General features: G+C 57.5%; 21 protein-coding genes. 15 read left to right on the forward strand and 6 right to left on the reverse strand.

Going from position 1 to position 19,645, the window contains the following annotated elements; all coding sequences use genetic code 11:
• Positions 1-4: 4 nt before the first annotated feature.
• Complete coding sequence (locus ACFQDM_RS11105) at positions 5-1,195, forward strand: CCA tRNA nucleotidyltransferase (protein WP_377379016.1); 1,191 nt, start codon at positions 5-7, stop codon at positions 1,193-1,195.
• A 3-nt stretch (positions 1,196-1,198) separates the two neighbouring features.
• Here the strand turns inward: ACFQDM_RS11105 and ACFQDM_RS11110 are convergent, their stop codons facing one another.
• On the reverse strand, positions 1,199-1,717 hold the full coding sequence (locus ACFQDM_RS11110) for a TspO/MBR family protein (RefSeq protein WP_377379018.1): 519 nt from the start codon (positions 1,715-1,717) through the stop codon (positions 1,199-1,201).
• Positions 1,718-1,744: 27 nt separating this feature from the next.
• On the reverse strand, positions 1,745-2,629 hold the full coding sequence (gene hemF / locus ACFQDM_RS11115) for an oxygen-dependent coproporphyrinogen oxidase (RefSeq protein ID WP_377379019.1): 885 nt from the start codon (positions 2,627-2,629) through the stop codon (positions 1,745-1,747).
• Positions 2,630-2,731: 102 nt separating this feature from the next.
• On the opposite strand from hemF, the gene ACFQDM_RS11120 reads away from it, so the two are divergent.
• Positions 2,732-4,165 carry a tetratricopeptide repeat-containing sulfotransferase family protein gene (locus ACFQDM_RS11120; protein ID WP_377379021.1) on the forward strand — a complete coding sequence of 478 codons (1,434 nt, stop codon included), beginning with the start codon at positions 2,732-2,734 and terminating at the stop codon, positions 4,163-4,165.
• A 9-nt stretch (positions 4,166-4,174) separates the two neighbouring features.
• Here ACFQDM_RS11120 and map read toward each other — a convergent pair whose 3' ends face one another.
• The gene (gene map, locus ACFQDM_RS11125; RefSeq protein WP_377379023.1) at positions 4,175-4,951 is read right to left on the reverse strand and encodes a type I methionyl aminopeptidase; all 777 of its coding nucleotides are present in this window, start codon (positions 4,949-4,951) and stop codon (positions 4,175-4,177) included.
• A gap of 1 nt (position 4,952) precedes the next feature.
• Positions 4,953-5,159, reverse strand: coding sequence for a ParD-like family protein (locus ACFQDM_RS11130; protein ID WP_377379025.1), 207 nt, complete (start codon positions 5,157-5,159; stop codon positions 4,953-4,955).
• 134 nt (positions 5,160-5,293) lie between these two features.
• Between ACFQDM_RS11130 and ACFQDM_RS11135 the strand changes: the two genes are divergently transcribed.
• Together ACFQDM_RS11135 and ACFQDM_RS11140 are read left to right on the forward strand one after the other, a co-directional pair.
• Positions 5,294-6,286, forward strand: a complete 993-nt coding sequence (locus ACFQDM_RS11135; RefSeq protein ID WP_377379026.1) for an FUSC family protein — start codon at positions 5,294-5,296, stop codon at positions 6,284-6,286.
• Positions 6,287-6,376: 90 nt separating this feature from the next.
• Entirely contained in the window at positions 6,377-6,976 is a 600-nt protein-coding gene (locus ACFQDM_RS11140; protein WP_377379028.1) for a glutathione S-transferase family protein, read from the forward strand.
• Here the strand turns inward: ACFQDM_RS11140 and ACFQDM_RS11145 are convergent.
• Positions 6,973-7,461, reverse strand: coding sequence for a tRNA (cytidine(34)-2'-O)-methyltransferase (locus tag ACFQDM_RS11145; protein ID WP_377379029.1), 489 nt, complete (start codon positions 7,459-7,461; stop codon positions 6,973-6,975). The two genes, ACFQDM_RS11140 and ACFQDM_RS11145, sit on opposite strands and share 4 nt — an antisense overlap.
• 114 nt (positions 7,462-7,575) lie before the next feature.
• On the opposite strand from ACFQDM_RS11145, the gene petA reads away from it, so the two are divergent.
• The 8 genes from petA to ACFQDM_RS11185 all read left to right on the forward strand — a co-directional run bounded on the left by petA (position 7,576) and on the right by ACFQDM_RS11185 (position 14,796).
• The gene (gene petA / locus ACFQDM_RS11150) at positions 7,576-8,139 is read left to right on the forward strand and encodes a ubiquinol-cytochrome c reductase iron-sulfur subunit (protein WP_377379031.1); all 564 of its coding nucleotides are present in this window, start codon (positions 7,576-7,578) and stop codon (positions 8,137-8,139) included.
• A 25-nt stretch (positions 8,140-8,164) separates the two neighbouring features.
• Positions 8,165-9,673: a cytochrome b gene (locus ACFQDM_RS11155; protein ID WP_377379032.1), complete on the forward strand. Its 1,509-nt coding sequence runs from the start codon at positions 8,165-8,167 to the stop codon at positions 9,671-9,673.
• A gap of 11 nt (positions 9,674-9,684) precedes the next feature.
• The gene (locus ACFQDM_RS11160; protein ID WP_377379033.1) at positions 9,685-10,590 is read left to right on the forward strand and encodes a cytochrome c1; all 906 of its coding nucleotides are present in this window, start codon (positions 9,685-9,687) and stop codon (positions 10,588-10,590) included.
• Positions 10,591-10,726: 136 nt separating this feature from the next.
• Positions 10,727-11,947: an Hsp70 family protein gene (locus ACFQDM_RS11165; protein WP_377379034.1), complete on the forward strand. Its 1,221-nt coding sequence runs from the start codon at positions 10,727-10,729 to the stop codon at positions 11,945-11,947.
• Positions 11,948-12,047: 100 nt separating this feature from the next.
• The gene (locus ACFQDM_RS11170) at positions 12,048-12,920 is read left to right on the forward strand and encodes an S-methyl-5'-thioadenosine phosphorylase (RefSeq protein WP_377379035.1); all 873 of its coding nucleotides are present in this window, start codon (positions 12,048-12,050) and stop codon (positions 12,918-12,920) included.
• Positions 12,921-13,574: a glutathione S-transferase gene (locus ACFQDM_RS11175; RefSeq protein ID WP_377379036.1), complete on the forward strand. Its 654-nt coding sequence runs from the start codon at positions 12,921-12,923 to the stop codon at positions 13,572-13,574.
• A gap of 58 nt (positions 13,575-13,632) precedes the next feature.
• A complete protein-coding gene (locus ACFQDM_RS11180) occupies positions 13,633-14,160 on the forward strand; it encodes an adenine phosphoribosyltransferase (protein WP_377379037.1) in 528 nt (175 codons plus the stop codon).
• A gap of 45 nt (positions 14,161-14,205) precedes the next feature.
• Positions 14,206-14,796, forward strand: a complete 591-nt coding sequence (locus tag ACFQDM_RS11185; RefSeq protein ID WP_377379039.1) for an ATP-dependent Clp protease proteolytic subunit — start codon at positions 14,206-14,208, stop codon at positions 14,794-14,796.
• A 57-nt stretch (positions 14,797-14,853) separates the two neighbouring features.
• On the opposite strand, the gene ACFQDM_RS11190 is transcribed toward ACFQDM_RS11185, so the two are convergent.
• Positions 14,854-16,125: an alkaline phosphatase family protein gene (locus ACFQDM_RS11190; protein WP_377379041.1), complete on the reverse strand. Its 1,272-nt coding sequence runs from the start codon at positions 16,123-16,125 to the stop codon at positions 14,854-14,856.
• A gap of 188 nt (positions 16,126-16,313) precedes the next feature.
• Between ACFQDM_RS11190 and ACFQDM_RS11195 the strand changes: the two genes are divergently transcribed.
• The 3 genes from ACFQDM_RS11195 (at position 16,314) to ACFQDM_RS11205 (ending at position 19,615) form a co-directional block, all read left to right on the forward strand.
• The gene (locus ACFQDM_RS11195; RefSeq protein WP_377379043.1) at positions 16,314-16,739 is read left to right on the forward strand and encodes a hypothetical protein; all 426 of its coding nucleotides are present in this window, start codon (positions 16,314-16,316) and stop codon (positions 16,737-16,739) included.
• Positions 16,740-16,823: 84 nt separating this feature from the next.
• Positions 16,824-18,818, forward strand: coding sequence for a copper resistance system multicopper oxidase (locus ACFQDM_RS11200; protein ID WP_377379045.1), 1,995 nt, complete (start codon positions 16,824-16,826; stop codon positions 18,816-18,818).
• A complete protein-coding gene (locus ACFQDM_RS11205; RefSeq protein WP_377379047.1) occupies positions 18,818-19,615 on the forward strand; it encodes a copper resistance protein B in 798 nt (265 codons plus the stop codon). Before ACFQDM_RS11200 ends, ACFQDM_RS11205 begins: the two co-directional genes overlap by 1 nt.
• Positions 19,616-19,645: the final 30 nt, after the last annotated feature.

The raw sequence follows: 19,645 nt of genomic DNA on the forward strand, positions 1-19,645 counted from the left end.
CCAGATGAGCGATGTGCAGGCAGCCGACTGGTTCAACGCGGCCGAGACCCGAAAGGTCATGGCGGCGCTGGAAGCCGTGCGCGCTGATTGTGCCCGTTTCGTTGGAGGCTGTATTCGCAATACGCTGATGGACCGGCCGGTCGATGACATCGACATCGCCACACAGCTGAAGCCGGAAGAGACGCTGAAGGCCCTGAAGACAGCTGGCATCCGGGCCATCCCGACCGGCATTGAGCACGGTACGATCACCGCCGTCTGCAATCACATCCCTTTTGAAATCACCTCGCTGCGCCGTGATGTGGAGACCGATGGTCGCCGCGCGGTCGTGGCCTTCACCGAAGACTGGGCCGAGGATGCACAGCGCCGCGATTTTCGCCTGAATGCGCTCTATGCTGACAGCAAGGGGCAAATCCATGACCCCACGGGTGGTCTTGCCGACCTTGCTGAGCGCCGGATCATTTTCATTGGTGATGCGCAGACACGCCTTCGCGAAGATCATTTGCGCAATCTGCGCTTTTTCCGCTTCACCGCCTGGTATGGCAAAGCCATCGATCCGGCAGGGCTTGCCGCCTGCGCTGCGCTGAAGGATGACCTGAAACAGATTGCCGCCGAACGCATCTGGAAAGAGTTTGCCAAACTGCTGGCAGCGCCTGATCCGTTTGATGCCGTCTATGCGATGGCCGGGGCAGGAGTGCTGGATGTGATCCTGCCTCAGAGCGAGGGTGTGGAGCGGTTTCGATGCCTGCGCACCATTGAGTGGGACAGCAATCTGACGGCCGATGCGATGCAGCGTTTCATGGCGCTGTTGCCGCGTGACCGGGCGGTCATGTCCTCTGTTGCCGCGGATTTGCGGATGAGCCGGGCAGAGCGTGGCAGGCTGGTTGATTTTGCGAAGGCGGATTTGCCGCCTGACCTTACCGATGCGCGCGGGCTGAAACGCTGGATCTACGCGGTTTCACCTGAGGTCGCACGCGATGTGCTCTGGTGGATGATGGCGGATCAGGATCTTGATCCGCTGGAGCTTGGCCCGGCGATTGAACTCGTCATGACCTGGACCCCGCCGACATTTCCGGTGAAGGGCGCAGATCTCGTCGCACAGGGCACGCCGCCCGGCCCGGAGCTCGGTCGTGAGCTCAGAGCGCTGGAAACGGCGTGGATCGAGAATGATTTCAGCCTGGATGGACTGAACGCCTGAGCCTTAGGTGTTCAGCCAGATAATGCCGAGATTGAGATACCCTGCAAAGCAGAGCCACAGCACATAAGGCACCTGCAACAGAGCGGCCACTTTTGAAATCTTGAAGAAAGAAAACATCATCAGCAGCACGCTGAGCAGCAGCGCAATCAGGTCCAGAAACGCCATTTCCGGGCGGTGGAAATAAAAGAACAGCGCGCTCCAGGCGAGGTTCAGAGCCAGCTGGAAAAAGAAAATGCCCAGCGGGACGCCGGAATTGCGCGCGGTGCTGGTGTCACGGCGAACCATGACCGCACCAATGGCCATCAGCACGTAGAGAATGGGCCACACAATGCCAAAGACAAAGCCGGGCGGCGTCAGCGGTGGTTTGGTCAGTTCGACATACCAGGGATCACCTGATCCGCCGGAGACGAGCCCGCCAAGGGCGGCAATCGCGATGACGGCAAGGACGATGCCGATATCGGCCATGAGCCCAGCTTGCCCATTCGTCTTGTCGGTGTTCGAGTGGACAATTGTTGCAGCCATTTCTTTATCTTTCTGTCTGGCTTCCGCTTATGGCCATTTTACCAATGGCGGCATGGAGGAAAGGATCGAGTTTACATTACCGCCAGTCTTCAGTCCAAACGTGGTGCCGCGGTCATAGAGGAGGTTGAATTCCACATAACGACCGCGACGAACGAGTTGTTCATCGCGTTCAGCGTCCGACCAGCTGTGTTCATATGTCTGACGAACGAGACTTGGGTAGATATCCAGAAATGCGCGCCCGACATCCTGTGTAAATGCGAAATCGTCCTCCCAGTTCCCACTATTGTGGCGATCATAGAAGATTCCGCCAATGCCGCGTGGCTCTTCACGGTGCGGCAGATAGAAATACTCATCGCACCATTGCTTGAATTTCGGGAAGTATGCCGGGTCGTGCTTTTCGCACGCGTCCTTCATTGCGCCGTGAAACTGCTGCGCCAGCGGGTGGTTCTCATCGCGCTGGAAATCGAGCACGGGCGTGAGGTCTGCGCCGCCGCCAAACCAGCTCTGAGACGTGACCAGCATGCGCGTGTTCATGTGCACGGATGGCACTTTCGGATTGCGCGGGTGAACGATCAGGGAAATCCCGCTCGCCCAGAACGCACCGCCGGACTGATCTGCGCCGGGGATCTGCGCCTGAAAGGCTTCAGAGAATTTGCCATAGACGCAGGAGAAATGAACGCCGGCTTTCTCAAACAGGCGTCCGCGCAGCATGCCCATCCGGCCGCCGCCCTGATCTTCGCCATTCGGGCCTTTCTTGCGTTCCCAGGGCGTGAACTCGAACTTGCCCGGTTCCCCATGATAAAGCGGCGGGGTGACAGCCTCTTCCAGCGCTTCAAACTCTTTGCAGATGTCCAGCTGCAGATTTGAAAACCAGTCCTTGGCGCGGGATTTATGGGTGTCAGAACTTGTCATCGAGTCTCGCCTCTTTCATGAAGGGTGCTCTGGTCAATCACGCCGGGCAGGGCTTGGCAATAATGCGGCCAGTGGAGCGTAGACTTTTTTGGAGCAGTGTTCGTGGCGGCGCCTGACATTTTTACCATTATCAGAAACGCACGCCAGCAGGGCCAATATGAAATGGTCATCGATGCGGTGCGTCGGCTGACCGCGTCGAAACCCAATATCGGCAAGGGCTGGGAAGAGCTGCTCAATCACGCGCTCGCCGCCGCCGATGAGGATGCCGGGCTCGAAATCGCCAAGGTCATGCAGGAGCAGAACCCGCGCGATCCGAAATGTGTGCTGATCCTGGCAGAGCGCTTCTCACGCGTCGGGAAGTCCGAAATTGCGCTGATGCTGGTGGAGCGACTGAAGAAGTCGGCACCGGCCAATCCTGCGCTAGACTATTTTCACGGTGTGTATTCAGGCCATCTCGGCAAGCTGGATGAGGCGGCAGAGCTGTTCCGCGCCGCCATCCGTCGCAAGCCGGATTTTGGCGACGCCTGGGCTTTGCTGGCATCGACCAACCGGATCAATCAGGACGACAAGGCTGCGCTCCAGGCCTTGCTGGAAAAGAATACGCCGCATGCCTTGCCAGGCGCAGCCTACGCGCTCGGCAGCCTGATGCATCAGAAGGGCAAGCATGAACAGGCCTGGCAGGCCTGGTCTATGGCGAACGCCTTTGATCGCAAGCGCCGCAACTTTAATCTGCAGGGTGAGCTGAATGCCATGAAGGACATTCAGGCTGCCTTTGATCGGATGGGCGATGAGCTGCCAGCCGTGCAACAGCGTGTGCAGGGGCCAAGGCCGGTCTTTATCGTCGGCGCGGCGCGCTCGGGCACGTCTCTGACAGAACAGATTGTTGCTGCGACCGCCGGAACCCGCGCGCTCGGTGAAACCATGCTGAGCCGGATTGCGAGCTGGCCGCTGGGCAATCTGGGGCAGGGCGATATGCAGAAAGCCGGTGCGTTTGAGCCGGGCAAAGTTGAATGGGCCCGCATGGAAAAGGTCTTCCGCGGTCTGTCCGGCATGCGAAGCGAAGGCGCTCCTGTGGTCACGGACAAAGGCGCGATCCTGCACCTCTTCGTCGGGGCGATGGCGCATATTCTGCCGGATGCGCGTTTCATCTGGGTGCGTCGCGATCCGCGCGACATCGCATTCTCAGCCTGGCGCGCTTATTTTGCTGACGGCAATCGCTGGCGAAATGATCTCTCTGACAGTGCTGCTTATCTGAAAGGGCATGTAGAGATGATGCAGTTCTGGCAGGACCGTATGCCAGACCGTGTGATGCGCGTGGATTATGAAACGCTGGCAAGTGAGCCGCAGTCCACAACAGATGACATGCTTGGCTTTCTGGATCTGCCGAGACTTGATCTGTCACGCACCAATTTCGAGCGTTCGAATGTGCCGACAGCGAGCTTTGCGCAAATCCGTGGCAAGATCTCCACCCAGTCCGTGGGTGGTTGGAAAGCGTATGAGAAATGGATTGGTCCGGCTTTCGGGCATGAGGGCTGAACAGCGCGCCTAATGGCGCGTCGCCATGTCCGCCTCGTCTGGTCGCAAGGTCAGCACTTCAACGCCATCATGCGTGACCGCAACCGTGTGTTCAAACTGCGCAGAAAGCTTTCCGTCGTTTGTCACCACCGTCCAGCCATCCGGCCGTGTTGAAACTTTGCGCGTGCCGAGGTTCACCATGGGCTCGATGGTGAACACCATGCCCTCACGCAGTTTCATACCGGCCCCTTTGTGCCCGAAGTTCAGAACCTGTGGCTCTTCATGCATCTCCCGGCCAATGCCGTGACCACAATACTCGCGAACGACGGAGCAGCCGTGCTTTTTGGCGTGGCGTTCAATCGCAAAGCCGATATCGCCCAGCGTTGCGCCCGGACGGACCTGCTCAATACCCTTCCACATGGCACCTTGCGCGATCCGGACGATGCGGCGTGCCGCCGGAGGTACATTGCCGACGAGATAGGTCTTGCTGGAGTCGGCGATATAGCCGTTTTTCTCGAGTGTGATGTCGAGATTGATGATGTCGCCATCCCGGATGATGTCATGTGCGCTCGGCACGCCGTGACATACGACGTCATTGATTGAACAGTTCAGGACATATTCGAAGCCATACTGGCCTTTGCTGGCCGGGCGCGCTTTCAGGTCATCGGTGATAAAGCGTTCGACGAGATCATTGACCTGCATGGTCGACCGGCCAGCCAGATCCTGTTTGTCGAGCATGTCGAAAACCGATGCGAGCAGCTTGCCGGAAATGCGCATCAGCGCGATTTCGTCCGGTGTCTTCACCATGTCAGGCAAGCGCCAGGTCTGCTGTCGCGATCTCAGCTCTTTCAAGCTCCATTTTGACGATCTCGTTGAAGGACAGGGTCGGGTTGGCCTCTGCCAGCATGCCGACTTTTATCCAGAACTCTGCCTGAGCATTGATGGAACGACACATGACGGTGCTGGCCTTGCGCACATCCTCGTGCAGATCGTCGTCGATTTTCACAATACCCATAACGGCTCCATATGTTTCATATATGAAACGTATATAAATCATATATAATCGTCAATCCATGGGCTGCGATGGTCGAATGCCGTAGCGTCAACTATCCCTTTCCAAGTCTCAGGCATTGGCGTACCGGTCCGGACATGTCCTCTGAAATCTCACTGAATGCGTTTCGCTTGTTCATCGCAGCGTTTGGCGCACTACTTGCTGCCCATTTGCTGGGACTGACCAATCCATACTGGGCCGCCATGCCGGTGTTTGTAGTGGCACAGCCCTTTCGCGAAGACATTCTCATCCGGGGCGCCTTGCGCATTCTGGGCACAATCGTCGGGGCCATAATTGGCTTCGTCACGATTCATTTTCTGCATGAGCCCTGGCTGGTCGGCGCAATCCTCGTGCTTACCGTGGCAAGCGGCGCAGCGCTCGCCTACTGGATCGGCACCATCTATTCCTATGGCGCGATGATTGCCGGTCTCACCTGCGCCGTCATCGTGGTTCCGGCATTCGGCGGTCATGCCGAGCCGTTTCAGCTTGCGATGGACCGGTTCTGGTGCACGCTTCTGGGTGTTTTGGCGGTGACGCTTTCAACATTCCTGTTCACGCCGCGCCGGGCGCACAAACACCCTTTGCGGCTGGATCATTCGCTGACCGCCACGGCAGGCCGGTTCATTACGAGCGGCGCGCTCGTCCTGCTCGGATTTGTCGGGCTGATCTATATTGGCGGCTTTCTCGGCATCGGCTTTGCGCTCGCGCTTTCCATTTTCCCGGTCGTCATGGGCTCCATGCCAAATCCGGCTCCCATGTTGAAATACATGCCGGCTGGCGCCGCGATCGGCGTCATACTGGGCCTGATTTATCGCTATATCGGGGGAAGCTTTGGCCTGGATCAGACGAGCATGGTCATTCTTGCGGGCATTTTCATCGCCATCGGGTCCATGTTGCGCGCTCATCCGCGCACAGCGCCATTTGGCCTCGATACCAACATGATCTTTCTTCTCTCGGCTGAGGTCGGACTGCCGGGACACAGCCTGTCGCTGTTGGCCGAGGGCGGCGCTGTGCTGCTTGCTGCCGGGCTGATCGCGACGACGGTCTATCGGTATGTTCTGAAGATTCCCGCCCTGACACCGCGCAGCTGAAGGGATCGCCAAAGTGTGACCGCGTCGTGAGGCGATAAGGCTTGCGAAGATCGCGCCGGCGCAGTTCTCTGCGGGGCAGAAGGCGAGGGCATGATGAAACTCTATGCGACAGAGCGATCCCATTTCGCGCGGAAGGTCCGTTTGTTACTGGACCATCTGGAGGCGGACTATGAGATGGTGGATGTCGGCGTGGTGACAAACCTGACGCCGGAGCACTTCCGCAAAAATCCGCTCATGACGATTCCAGTGCTGGAAGACGAAGACGTCTGGCTCGTCGAGTCCGATCACATCAATCGATATATCGCCCGCAAGCTTGATCCGTCAGACCGGTTTCGCACCTTGAGTGAAGCGCCGGACCATCTGAATATGCGTGCGGTCCTGAATGGCATCATGTCCAATGAGGTGAAGATCGTCATGTCGTCACGCCTGGAGCCGGTTCCGGATGCCAGCGGTTATCTCGACAAGGCAAAGGCCAGCATTCTGACCTCGCTTGGCTGGATCGATGACCGACAGCATCTGTTTGATGCAGAGACCCCCGGTGATCTGGAATTCCATTTCGTCGCGATGTGGGACCATCTGGAAAAGTTTGGCGCGATTGAGATGCCGGATCTGTCACTGTCGTCACTCGCAAATACCCTGATGGCCCAGCCGACGATCGCAAAATCAGCCTGTCTGCCGCGCGTGGGCTAGTCCGTTTGCGGGGGTGTCAGCTGCCCTGTCTGGCGAAGGGCTTCGAACACGCCAATGGCCGCGGCCGTTGCCACATTGATTGACCTTGCGCCTGCAACGAGGGGTATCACGACTCGCCCGTCTGCACGTTCGTGAACGTCGTCCGGAACACCCGCACTCTCCCTTCCGAACAGCAATCGGTCATTTTTTTCGAAAAAAAATTCATTCAGCGGCGTCGCGCCTTTTGTGGTGAACAGAATGACGCGCTCGTGATGCTTTTTTGCATCGTCGAAGTAGGAATCGACCGAATCAACGCGCTGAACGTCGGCCAGACCGCCATAATCCATGACAGATCGTCGCAGTGCCCTGGCGGTCAAAGGAAAGCCGCAGGGCTCAATAATGTCCATAGAAACGCCAAAACAGGCAGAAAGACGTATTGTTGTCCCAAGATTTTGGGGAATATCCGGTTGATAGAAACTCACTCGCAATGTATCGGCTTCTTTCATTCTGGCTGGGAACCCGCTCTTATCTCCTGCGCGACCTTGCGCCGCAAAGTCAATTTGGGCGATATGGGTATGTTATGGGCTCCACGGAAAGCCGATTTGTGAGGGCATGGCAACGTGACTGACGAAACACTAAACGAAACGGTCGACGAAGAGCGCCGTGATTTTATCCACATTGCGGCGGGGGCTGCAGTTGTTGGCGGAGCAGGCGCTTTGGCATGGCCATTCGTCGCTCAGATGCTTCCGGCATTGGACACCAAAGCGGCGTCCAGTCTGGAAGTTCCTGTCAATAATATCCCAGAGGGTAGCGAAGTTCGCGTGTTGATTGGCGGTAAGCCATTCTTCATCCGCCACCGCACGCCGTTGGAAATCCAACAGGCTGAAGCGGCGGACAGCGAGCCGATGCGCGATCAGGAAACAGACGACTCCCGTCTTGTTCCGATGGCTGATGGCACCCTGAACCGGGCGATCCTGATCGTATCAGGATCTTGTACGCACCTTGGTTGTGTACCGGTCGGACCTGGAAGCAACACAGGTGACTATGGTGGCTGGTACTGCCCATGCCATGGTTCGCACTATGACACTTCAGGTCGTATCCGTAAGGGACCGGCACCTCTGAACCTTCCTGTACCGACATATGAGTACAGCGCGGATGGTTCGAGCGTAACCATTTCACTGTAGCTGTCGCACAACTGGGGAGCTCCTGATGAGCGGACATGAATCCACATACAAACCGGGTACCGGCGTTGAAAAGTGGCTCGACACGCGTCTTCCAATCGTGCGTCTGGTCTACGATTCCTTCGTTGATTTTCCGGTTCCGAAAAACCTGAACTACTGGTGGACCTTCGGGGCCATCCTTGCTGTCTGCCTTGTGACACAGATCATTACCGGCGTGGTCCTGGCCATGCACTATGTGCCACACGTCGACATGGCCTTTGCCAGCGTCGAGCGCATCATGCGCGACGTCGAATATGGCTGGCTCATTCGCTACATCCACGCCAACGGCGCTTCGATGTTCTTCCTCGCGGTCTATATCCACATGTTTCGTGGCCTCTACTACGGATCATACAAAGCTCCGCGCGAAGTCATCTGGATCCTCGGCGTTATCATCTATCTCCTGATGATGGGCACAGCCTTCATGGGCTATGTGCTGCCATGGGGACAGATGTCACTGCACGGCGCGAGCGTGATCACATCGCTGATCGGCGCAATTCCGCTGGTTGGTGAGCAAATCAAGATCTGGCTGCAGGGTGCACCATCTATCGGTAACACCACGCTGAACCGTTTCTTCTCTCTTCACTACCTGCTGCCATTCATGATCGCAGGTGTCGTGATCCTTCACATCTGGGCGTTCCACACAGCTGGCAACAACAACCCATCAGGTGTTGAGATCAAGGACGTGAAGAAAGACACAGTGCCTTTCCACCCGTATTACACGGTGAAGGACGGCTTCGCGATCATCGTCTTCCTGATGATCTTCGCTGGCTTCGTCTTCTATGCGCCAAACGTTCTGGGCCATGCCGACAACTATATTGAAGGCAACCCGCTGAAAACGCCTGCGCACATCGTGCCGGAGTGGTATCTGCTGCCATTCTACGCAATCCTGCGCGCCATCACCTTCGATATCGGTCCGATCACGGCGAAACTCGGCGGTGTGATCGCGATGTTCGGTGCGATTGCGGTTCTCTTCGTCCTGCCTTGGCTGGACACCTCGAAAGTCCGTTCGCTTCGCTATCGTCCGCTGGCTCGTCAGTTCTTCTTCGCGTTCGTCTTCGTCTGCCTCGCACTTGGTGTGGCTGGCGCCTCGAACCCGGATGACGTTCTGATCCCAACTGGCAGCGACAAGCTGGTCTATGAAGCACCTGTCGAGTCTGACGCGGTTCGCGCAGAGCTGCGGGCAGCTGCTGATGCACACCACGCTGCAAGCTTCGCGGTGAAGAAAGACGTCGCTCGTGTGATGTTCGAACACTATGAAGATGCGATCGAGTTCGGTGAAGAAACAGGTCTTGGTGATGAGCCAGGCATCTATAAGCCAGGTATCAAATGGCTGATCGTTGCTCAGCTTCTGACCCTGTTCTACTTCGCTTACTTCCTCATCATCCTGCCTGTGCTCGGCCTGGTCGAGAAACCAAAGGGTGAGCCGGAATCCATTGCGAAGTCTGTACACAAACGCGTTGCTGGTGGTTCTGACCCAGCTGGCAAGTCTGACGAGTAGGAGAGCTAACGATGAAGTTGATGAAAGCTTGTATCGCCGGTCTCGCCCTTGTTGGTCTGGGCACTCCGGCAGCTCTGGCAGCCGGTGGCACCATGCCGCTGGAAAAAGGCGACACGCCTCTGCCAGACTGGGAATTTGACGGTGTTTTCGGCAAGTATGACAAGAACGCCGTTCAGCGCGGTTTCCAGGTCTATGTCGAAGTCTGTGCCGCATGTCACAGCATGGAACTCATGTCTTACCGGAACCTCGGTGAGCCAGGCGGTCCATTCTACAACCCGGATGATCCGGCACTGACGGAAGCGCTCGTTAAAGAGTTTGCGGCTCAGTACATGGTCGATGAAGTTGATGACTTCGGTGACACGGTTCAGCGTCCTGCACGTCCATCTGACAAATTTGTCAGCCCATACCCGAACGTTCAGGCAGCATCTGCTGCGAACGGCGGCGCGGCGCCACCAGATTTCTCAGTGATCGTGAAAGCACGCGCAGGCGGCGCAGATTACATCTACCGCCTTCTGACGGGCTATCCGGATGCAGAAGAGTTCGACTCTGAAAACCGTCTGCATTTTGACGATGACCACTCTCACGGTGTTCTGACTCAGCCTGCTGGCCTGTACTACAACCCGTATTTTGCGGGCGACACAGGCGGTAACTGGGAAGGTGACCCACGTCACAAGCCACCAGGTGGTTACCTCGCAATGCCACCACAGCTGTCTGATTTCCGCGTCGAGTACGCTGACGGTACGCCGCCAACGAAAGAGCAGCTGGCATCAGACGTTGCACACTTCCTGGCATGGGCGTCCGAGCCTAAGCTGGAAAACCGTACCTCGCTTGGTATGGCTGTGATGATCTACCTCTTCTTCCTCGCTCTGCTGGTGTATTTCTCTTACAAGCAGATCTGGCGGAATGTTGAGCACTAGAGGCTGATCTGACAGAAGATTTCTCAAAGGGAGGCTGTGGCAACACGGCCTCCTTTTTTATTGCGGGGATGACTGGTCATAGCGCTGCTTCAGTGCTGGAGTGGCGCTTTCGTGTTAAGCGGTCAGGGAGGCAGATTTGCGGGTCGGCATCGATTTCGGAACATCAAACACCTCGGTCGCGGTAAAAACTCCTGATGGCGTGAAGCTGCTCGAGCTGGAGCCGGGGACGACATCCATCCCAACGGCGATTTTCTATGAGCTGTCGAGCAGGGATTATTCCATCGGCAATCCGGCGCTGGAGGATTATGAGGCAGGCGAAGATGGCCGGCTGATGCGGTCCATCAAGTCGGTTCTTGGCACCTCGCTCATCGAAGAGACCACGCAGATTGGCAATCGCGCGACGCCGTTCCGACAGGTCATTCTCGATTTCCTGAGCCAGCTTATGGCGAAAGTCGAAAAGACGACCGGCCAAAAGGTCACGCACGTTACGCAGGGCCGTCCTGTCTCCTTCAATGATGACGATCCATCCCGCGATGCCATGGCGCAGGCCGTGCTGGCAGACTGTCTGAAAGAGACAGGGGTGTTAGAGGTCGAGTTTCTGTTCGAACCTGTCGCCGCTGCGCGCTCGGTGAGGTTCGGCGATGATGGCGAGCGTATCGCGTTTGTCGTCGATATCGGCGGCGGTACGTCTGACTTCTCTGTCGTGCGTCTGACAGGCGGGGAGGATGGTTTCGAGGTGCTGGGCAGCTCGGGCGTCTATGTTGGCGGAAACGACTTTGACCGCATTCTGAGCTTCTTCGAACTGACACCGCTCTTCGGGCGAACCGAAACGCTGGAGCTGAACGGCCTGCCAACGCCATCTGCGCCCTATGTCACCTTGTCCGACTGGAAGAGCCATAACCGGCTCTATCTGCCAGCGGCGGCCAAGGAAATCGCCTGGATGCGCAAGTTCGGTCCATCCAGCAAAGGCATTCAGGCTCTGGAATATCTCGTCGAGAATTTCGAAGCGGGGCTTTATGCCCACAAGACCGAAGCCGCGAAGATTGCGCTCAGCGGCGCTGATGAAGCGGCATTCCACTATGATGCGGACGATATCCATCTCAGCAAGCATCTCATGCGCGCAGCCTTCGAGGATCTGATCTCCGAAACCATCGCGACCATGCACCGTGTCGCAGATGCATGTCTTGCAGAGGCAGGCGTTCGCAAACCGGATGTCACCGATATCATCATGGTCGGCGGGTCGACCTTTATTCCTGCGGTGGAAGATGGCTTCCGGGCTGAATTCCCACAGGCCAGCCTTTCCGCCAATGACCGCTTCGGAGCCGTCGCCAAAGGCCTTGCCTTGCATGGTGGCTGAAACACGCCCGAACACAGGCCTGTGAGACGATCATATCTATCCTTTGCGCACAGGCGTCAGGCTGCTAAATGCGAAGACTGATCGCGATGGAGTTCCTCAAATGACGAAATGGACACTTGGTGTGCTGGGCGGGTCCGGCCTGTATGAAATTGATGGCCTGGAGAATGCCCGTGAGGAACACATTGTCAGCCCATGGGGCGTGCCCTCTGGCAATGTCATGCGCGGCAATATCGGTGACGTGGAGCTGGTCTTCCTACCACGTCATGGCAAGGGGCACCGCCTTTCGCCGACGCATGTGAACTATCGCGCCAATATCGACGTGCTCAAACGCGCAGGCTGTACCGATATTCTCTCCATTTCAGCCGTCGGCTCTCTGCAGCAGCAATATGCGCCCGGCGAATTTGTCTTCATCGATCAGTTCATCGACCGCAGCTTTGCGCGCGAGAAGAGCTTTTTTGGTGAGGGCTGTGTGGCGCACGTTTCCATGGCGCATCCGATTTGCGAGCGCCTGTCTGGTCTCGCGCTTGAAGCGGGCAAGAGCGTCGGTGCGACCTGCCATAAGGGCGGAACCTATCTCGTGATGGAAGGCCCGCAATTTTCGACCTATGCCGAAAGCCAGCTCTATCGCTCCTGGGGCTGCGATGTGATCGGCATGACAAACATGCCAGAAGCCAAGCTCGCCCGCGAAGCGGAACTGCCTTACGCGACCGTTGCCATGGTGACCGATTATGATTGCTGGCACGAGGAAGAGGACGACGTGTCCGTTGAGAACGTGCTCAAAATCATGAGCCAGAACTCGGCTTACGCCAAAGAGCTGATCAAGACGCTTGCGGCCAGACTTGGCACCATGCCGCGAGAGAATGGGACGCAGGGCATTGAGACCTGTCTCGACTTTGCGATCATGACACCGCCAGAGGTGCGCGATCCTGAACTGATGGCCAAGCTCGACGCCATCGCCGGGAGAGTACTGTAGATGAGCCTGCCACATCTGATCCTCGGGAATGCGGTGTATTCCAGCTGGTCCATGCGCCCTTATCTGGTGCTGAAACGGGCCGGGATCGAGTTTACCACCGAATTTGTACCTTTGCGCACAGACGAGTTTCGAGACTATCTGCCGACGGTTTCGCCGCTCGGCCTCGTGCCGGTGCTGAAACTCGGCAGTGATGCAATCGGCGATAGTCTCGCCATTTCGGAATGGGCTGCAGAAGAGGTTTCAGGCCTCTGGCCGAAAGATCCGGTCAAGCGCGCTCAGGCCCGTATGCTGGCAGGCCAGATGCATGCCGGTTTCATGGCGATACGCTCTGAAATGCCGATGAATCTCCGCCGTTATGCCGAGCCGCGTGAAGAACTTGATGATGCCGTTGTCGCCGATATTTCAAAGCTCTGCCAGGCATGGGGCTCGGCGCTTTCGAAATCGGGCGGCCCCTTCCTGTTTGGTGACTGGTCCATCGCAGATGCCTTCTATACGCCGGTCGCAACACGGTTTCAGTCATATGACATCAGCCTGCCGCCAGAGCTGCAAATGTATAGCGAGCGCCTGCTCGACCAGCCGGAATATCTGGCCTGGAAAGCGATCGCAGACGCGGAAGACTGGATCATTGAGGATGTTGATCAGAACTTTTTCTGATTTAGTAAGACAGATACGCCACACACAGACGGCAAACCGCTGAAACGGACAGAATTTCATGGACCTGAAAGAGACCATCCGCACCATTCCGGATTATCCGAAGCCGGGCATCATGTTCCGCGATGTCACCACATTGCTGGGCCAGCCACGGGCGTTCCGCCAGGCGATTGATGAACTGGTCCAGCCTTATGCCGGCCTTGGCATCGACAAGGTCGCCGGTATCGAAGCGCGTGGCTTCATTCTGGGCGGCGCTGCGGCGCACCAGCTTTCAGCCGGTTTCGTTCCGCTGCGCAAGAAAGGCAAGCTGCCTTACAAGACGATCACCGAAAGCTATCAGCTGGAATATGGCGTCGATGAGATGGAAATGCACGAGGATGCCATCGTCAAAGGCGACCGTGTGCTTCTGGTCGATGACTTGATCGCGACAGGCGGCACGGCGGAGGCGGCTATCAAGCTTCTGCGTCGTGCGGGCGCTGAGATTGTGGCGGCGGCTTTCGTGGTCGATCTGCCGGAACTCGGCGGCGCAGACCGGATTCGCGCACTTTCATGTGAGGTTCAGGCACTTATGGCTTTCGAGGGCCATTGACGCGGGCGAACGAACGTCACACCTATAAGAAAACTCGGAGTTGCTATGTATCGTCTCGACGAAGAAGAAGAGTCCACACCAATCGCAGAGCCTAACAGCTTTCTGGAACAGGCGCTGTTCAAGGCGCGCACCATTCTGCTGACAGGTGGCATTGATGACAAACAGGCGCGCCGCGTCTGTGAACGCCTTCTGGCGCTTGCTGCACAAAGCACAGATCCCATTCTTCTGGTCCTGTCTTCACCCGGCGGTCACGTCGAGTCCGGCGACATGATCCATGACATGGTGAAGTTTGTGCCTGCGCCGGTCAAAATTCTCGGCACGGGCTGGGTCGCAAGCGCTGGTGCGCTGATCTATTCCGCTGCGCAGAAAGAAAACCGTTTCTGCCTGCCAAACACCCGCTTCCTGCTTCATGAACCACGTGGCGGCGTTGGCGGTCAGGCATCTGACGTGGAGATCCAGGCACGCGAAATCATCAAGATGCGTGAGCGTCTGAACCGTATTTTCGCGGAAGCCACGGGCAAGACGCTGGAAGAGATCAAGAACGACACCGACCGCGACCACTGGATGAGCGCGCAGGAAGCTGTTGATTACGGCCTCGTTTCCAAGATCGTGACCAGCCAGAAAGAAGTGCTCTAAGCCGCTTTAGACAACCGTTATGAAAAGGGCGCCAATCGGCGCCCTTTTTTGTGTCTGCTATTTCAGCGCCGGGGCGACGTCGCCCAGATCACCGTCATTTTCGACAGGTTCGACGCCTGCCAGCTTTGCCAGCAATGGATAGACGGAGACATTGTCAAAGCTGTCCAGTTCCACACCGGACTTGATGGCGGGGCCATTGGCAATGAACAGCGCGGCCATTAGCGGGTCTGCCGGATCGAAGCCGTGATCTCCGCCGCTATTGCGCCATGCGCGCATCAAGGGCGTCTCATAGCGCCAGCCCGTATCAGCCAGGCAGACAATCGCCGGGACGCGAGGGTTTTCGCCATAGGCAAAACGCTCCGGCAAGTCTTCCTTCTTCCAGCACTCGCCATGCTCGGACCGACCCACCAGCGCTTCTTCCACGTCGGCTTCAAACCCTTCCTTCGGTGAGAGGCCAGCAAACGCACCTGTCCAGACGACATGCAGCTTGTTGATCGAAATCCGGTCCGTCAGGTCCATGATCTGGTCGTCGGCAATCGGTGCCATGCCATGGTCGGCGACAATGACCAGATTGGTATGCTCGCGCAGACCGCGTGCTTCCAGCCCCTCCAGCAGGCGCTCCAGTGAGGCATCAACCTGCGCCATGGCCGAATTGGTCTTCGGATTATCCGGTCCGTAGATATGGCCGGCCGTGTCGACAATATCGAAATAGAGCGTCGCAAATCCCGGCAGCTCATCTTCCGGCTTGTCCAGCCAGGCGAGCAGCATGTCGACGCGGGCAAAGTCAGGAAGCTTCTGATCGAACATAGCGTGATCACTTGGGCGCACGCCGTGGATCTCATAGTCAGAGCCCGGCCAGAACATGGTCGCCGTTTTGATGCCCTGCTTTTCGGCGCTCACCCAGAGCGGCGTGCCCTGATCCCACCAGGCCGGGTTCGACGCGACGGCGCGGTTTGGCAGGGTGAAGATGACGCCCGGCATGGATGGATCTTCCATCGTGTTGTTGATCATGCCGTTTTTGTCAGGGCGCAGACCGGTAATCAGCGTGTAGTGATTGGGAAAGGTCTTGGAAGGAAACGAGGGGCGCATGGCCGCGTGGGCGCCGGTCTCAGCCAGCTCTTTCAGAACCGGTGTATAGCCGCGGTCCAGATAGTCTGCCCGAAACCCGTCAATCGAGACGAGAATGGTCAGCTTGCTTTCAGCCGACGCTTCTGCGGTGCTGACGCCTGCCGCGTCGGTCTGGCTGACCTCTGGCGTCGGTGTGTTTGTGGCGCACGCCGCAAGCGCAAGCGAGGCCCCCAAAGTGATCAGAAATCGTAGTTTGCCCATGACCTATTGCTAGCGCATGTTTATGACGCAGCGACAACGAAAAAGTTATCTGCTTTATGCAGAATGTGAATTCGCCGGGATCTCCATTGATTTAATCTCCGGCACACAACATGTTCTGACCTGAGTGACGAAGGACTGAGTGCGTGACGTCTTGCGGATGTAACAGACTGGCCAGGCAACAGGCGCCCATGGCGCGTGTACTGAAAGCTGTGTCTGCGCTCTTCGTCGCAATCGCGCTGTTCACGGCGCAGTCTGCCTGCGCCTGCCTGCCGGGCAGTCATGATCACCATGTCGCAAAGTCTGCTCAGCCCGCTCCGCTCATGGCGATGGCCGTGATGGAGGATGGCGGGCCGTGTCATGACGAGGCCGCGCCGACAGAGCGTACGCATGCGCATGAATGCCCGCGTCTGCCCGATCTGCAGAAAGCGGCGTCGGCTGATCTGAACAAACCTGTTCTGCAAAAAGCCAATCTGACCTTCCCGGCCATACATCAGATCGCTCTGGCTGAGCCGCTCACCTTTGCGCGTGCTTATGAAGGGCGGCGCGAGAAACCGCCCTCGGCCGGTCCGCCGGGGGATAGCCCCGTGACGCTGAAAGTCCGCCTTCTGAATTGAGATCTGTGCGCTGACGTCAATGACGTTCTCCGCATCTGGCTGCTTTGCTGCAGCGTTCTTCTCAAATCGACCTGAAGGTTATTCATGTTTTCCCGACGACATTTTCTGGGCGCAGGTGCTGCAAGTGCCTTTGCCCTGTCCGGCGCTTCGCTCTTGCCCGCCTGGGCCAGACCTGCCTCTGCCGGCAATACCGGCCTCAACACGCTTACGGGCACGGAGTTCGATCTCCATGTCAGCCAGTTCCCTGTCATGATCAATGGCCGCAAAGGCCTGGCAACAGGCGTCAATCACACCCTGCCAGCACCCCTGATCCGCTTTCGTGAAGGCGATGACATCACGCTGAATGTTCACAATATGCTGGATGTGGATACCAGCATTCACTGGCACGGCCTGCTCGTCCCGTTCGAGATGGATGGCGTGCCGGGCGTGACCTTTCCGGGCATTCGTGCTGGGGAAACCTTCAGCTATCGCTTCTCCGTGCCGCAGAATGGCACCTATTGGTATCACTCACATTCCGGTCTGCAGGAGCAGGCAGGCCATTACGGCCCGCTGATCATTGATCCGGCAGGTGAAGATCCCGTCGGCTATGACCGCGAATATGTGATGGTGCTCTCTGACTGGAGTTTTGAAGACCCGGAGCGCATCTTCGCCAAGCTGAAAAAGGCGAGTGACACGTATAATTTCCAGGAACGCACCATTCCGGACTTCCTCGAAGATGTCGGCGAGAACGGTCTGTCGAAAACCCTCTCTGACCGGGCCATGTGGGGCAGTATGCGGATGAGCCCGCGCGACATATCTGATGTCACCGGTTCGACCTATCACTTCCTGATCAATGGTCACACCACGTTCGATAACTGGAATGGCGTGTTCAATCCAGGCGAACGGGTGCGGCTGCGCATCATCAACGCGTCAGCCATGACCATCTTCAATGTGCGCATGCCAGACCTGCCCATGACGGTGGTCCAGGCTGATGGCCTGCATGTGCAGCCTCTGGAGGTCGATGAATTCCAGATTGGCGTGGCAGAGACCTATGACGTGATCATCGAACCACCCGCTGAAAAGGCTTATGCCTTTGTCGCAGAAGCTATTGATCGGTCGGGGCAGGCAGTGGCGACCTTCGGCCCGCAGCCAGGCATGCGTGCGACAGCGCCTGAGCTTCGCGCCATTCCAACGCTGACCATGGCGGATATGGGCATGGACCACGCCATGCATGGTGACATGTCCGGCCACGACCATGCGCCTGACATGGACATGTCAAAGTCATCCAGCGGCGGCATGGAGATGGATCACAGCATGCACGGCAAGAAGACGCCGGACATGAAAATGGACATGGATATGTCCGGCATGGATCACGAGATGCACGGGCCTGGCGCATCCGGTGACTGGCCGGTCGAGCGTCCTGAGCTGGAGAAAGGGCCGAGCGTTTCCAATATTGCAGCCATGCCGATGGCGCGGCTGGATGATCCGGGCCTTGGTCTGGAAGATGTCCCGCACCGTGTGCTGCGTTATTCCGATCTGCGCAGTCTGGAGATGAACCCGGATATGCGCGCGCCGGAACGTGAGATCGAGATCCACCTCACCTCAAATATGGAACGCTATATGTGGTCCTTTGACGGGGTGCGCTTCTCGGAAATCAGAGAAGCCATTCAGTTCCGGCAGGGGGAGCGTGTCCGTGTGACTCTGGTGAACAACACCATGATGTCTCACCCGATCCATTTGCACGGCATGTTCTTTGATCTGGTCAATGGTGGCGGGCACCATCGCCCGCGCAAGCACACCGTCATCGTGAAACCGGCTGAAAAGCTCTCCTTCGACGTGTCGGCGGACCATGTCGGCGACTGGGCTTTCCACTGCCACCTGCTTTTCCACATGCATGCTGGTATGATGCAGGTTGTGTCTGTCCTGCCGGACGGGCGCATGGGGACGATGAGCGACCATAAGGCCCATCCTCCTGAACACAAAAAGCACCCGCCCGAGCATAAAGCGCACCCGCCGGGCCATGGCGATCACAAAATGCCGGATAAGAGCATGACGGATCATCCAATGGATATGGATCACGACATGAAGGGAGATGCGTGATGCGAAATATGATGTTCCTCAGTGCAGCAGCCATCTGGGCGTTTTCGGCACCTCTTGCGACCGCTCAGCATGATCACAATGCCAAACCCTGGTCCCAGGCCAATGCCTATTGGGATGATGACGACATGGATGATGCCCGCAGCGCGGTGTTGCACCATCATGGCGACAGCGCCTTCCTCATGTTCAATCTGGACCGTCTGGAATGGCAGTCTGATGATGAAGAGGATATGGCCGTCTGGGATGGTGAAATCTGGTATGGCGGTGACATCAACAAGCTCACCATCAAGTCAGAGGGTGAATACAGCTTCGAGGAAGATGAACTCGAAGAAGCGGAAATCCAGCTGCTCTGGTCGCGTGCCATATCTCCATACTGGGATTTGCAGACAGGCCTTCGCTATGATCTGGAACCGAAGGGGCGCACCCATGCCGTGCTCGGTTTTCAGGGCATGGCGCCTTATCGCTTTGAAGTGGATGGCGCGTTCTTCCTCAGCTCTGACGGAGAGCTTTCAGCCTCTGCCGAGGTCGAATATGAGCTGATGCTGACACAAAGGCTCGAGCTCAGCCCGCGTCTCGAACTTGGCTGGTCCGCGAAGGACATTCCGGAACTGGAAACCGGTCAGGGCTTTACTGATGCCGCGCTGGGGCTTCGCCTCAGCTATGATGTCATCCGGGAGTTCTCACCCTATGTCGGTGTCGAATGGCAGAGCGCGCTCGGCGATACCAAAGACATGATGGAAGCGGCGGGCGGTGAAACCGACCGAACCGTTTTCCTGATCGGTCTGCGCGCCTGGTATTGATCGTCAAAAGCTCCCGTTTTTCTGCGTCGG

The sequence above is a fragment of the Ponticaulis profundi genome, assembly GCF_042659465.1.
Lineage (GTDB): Bacteria > Pseudomonadota > Alphaproteobacteria > Caulobacterales > Hyphomonadaceae > Ponticaulis > Ponticaulis profundi.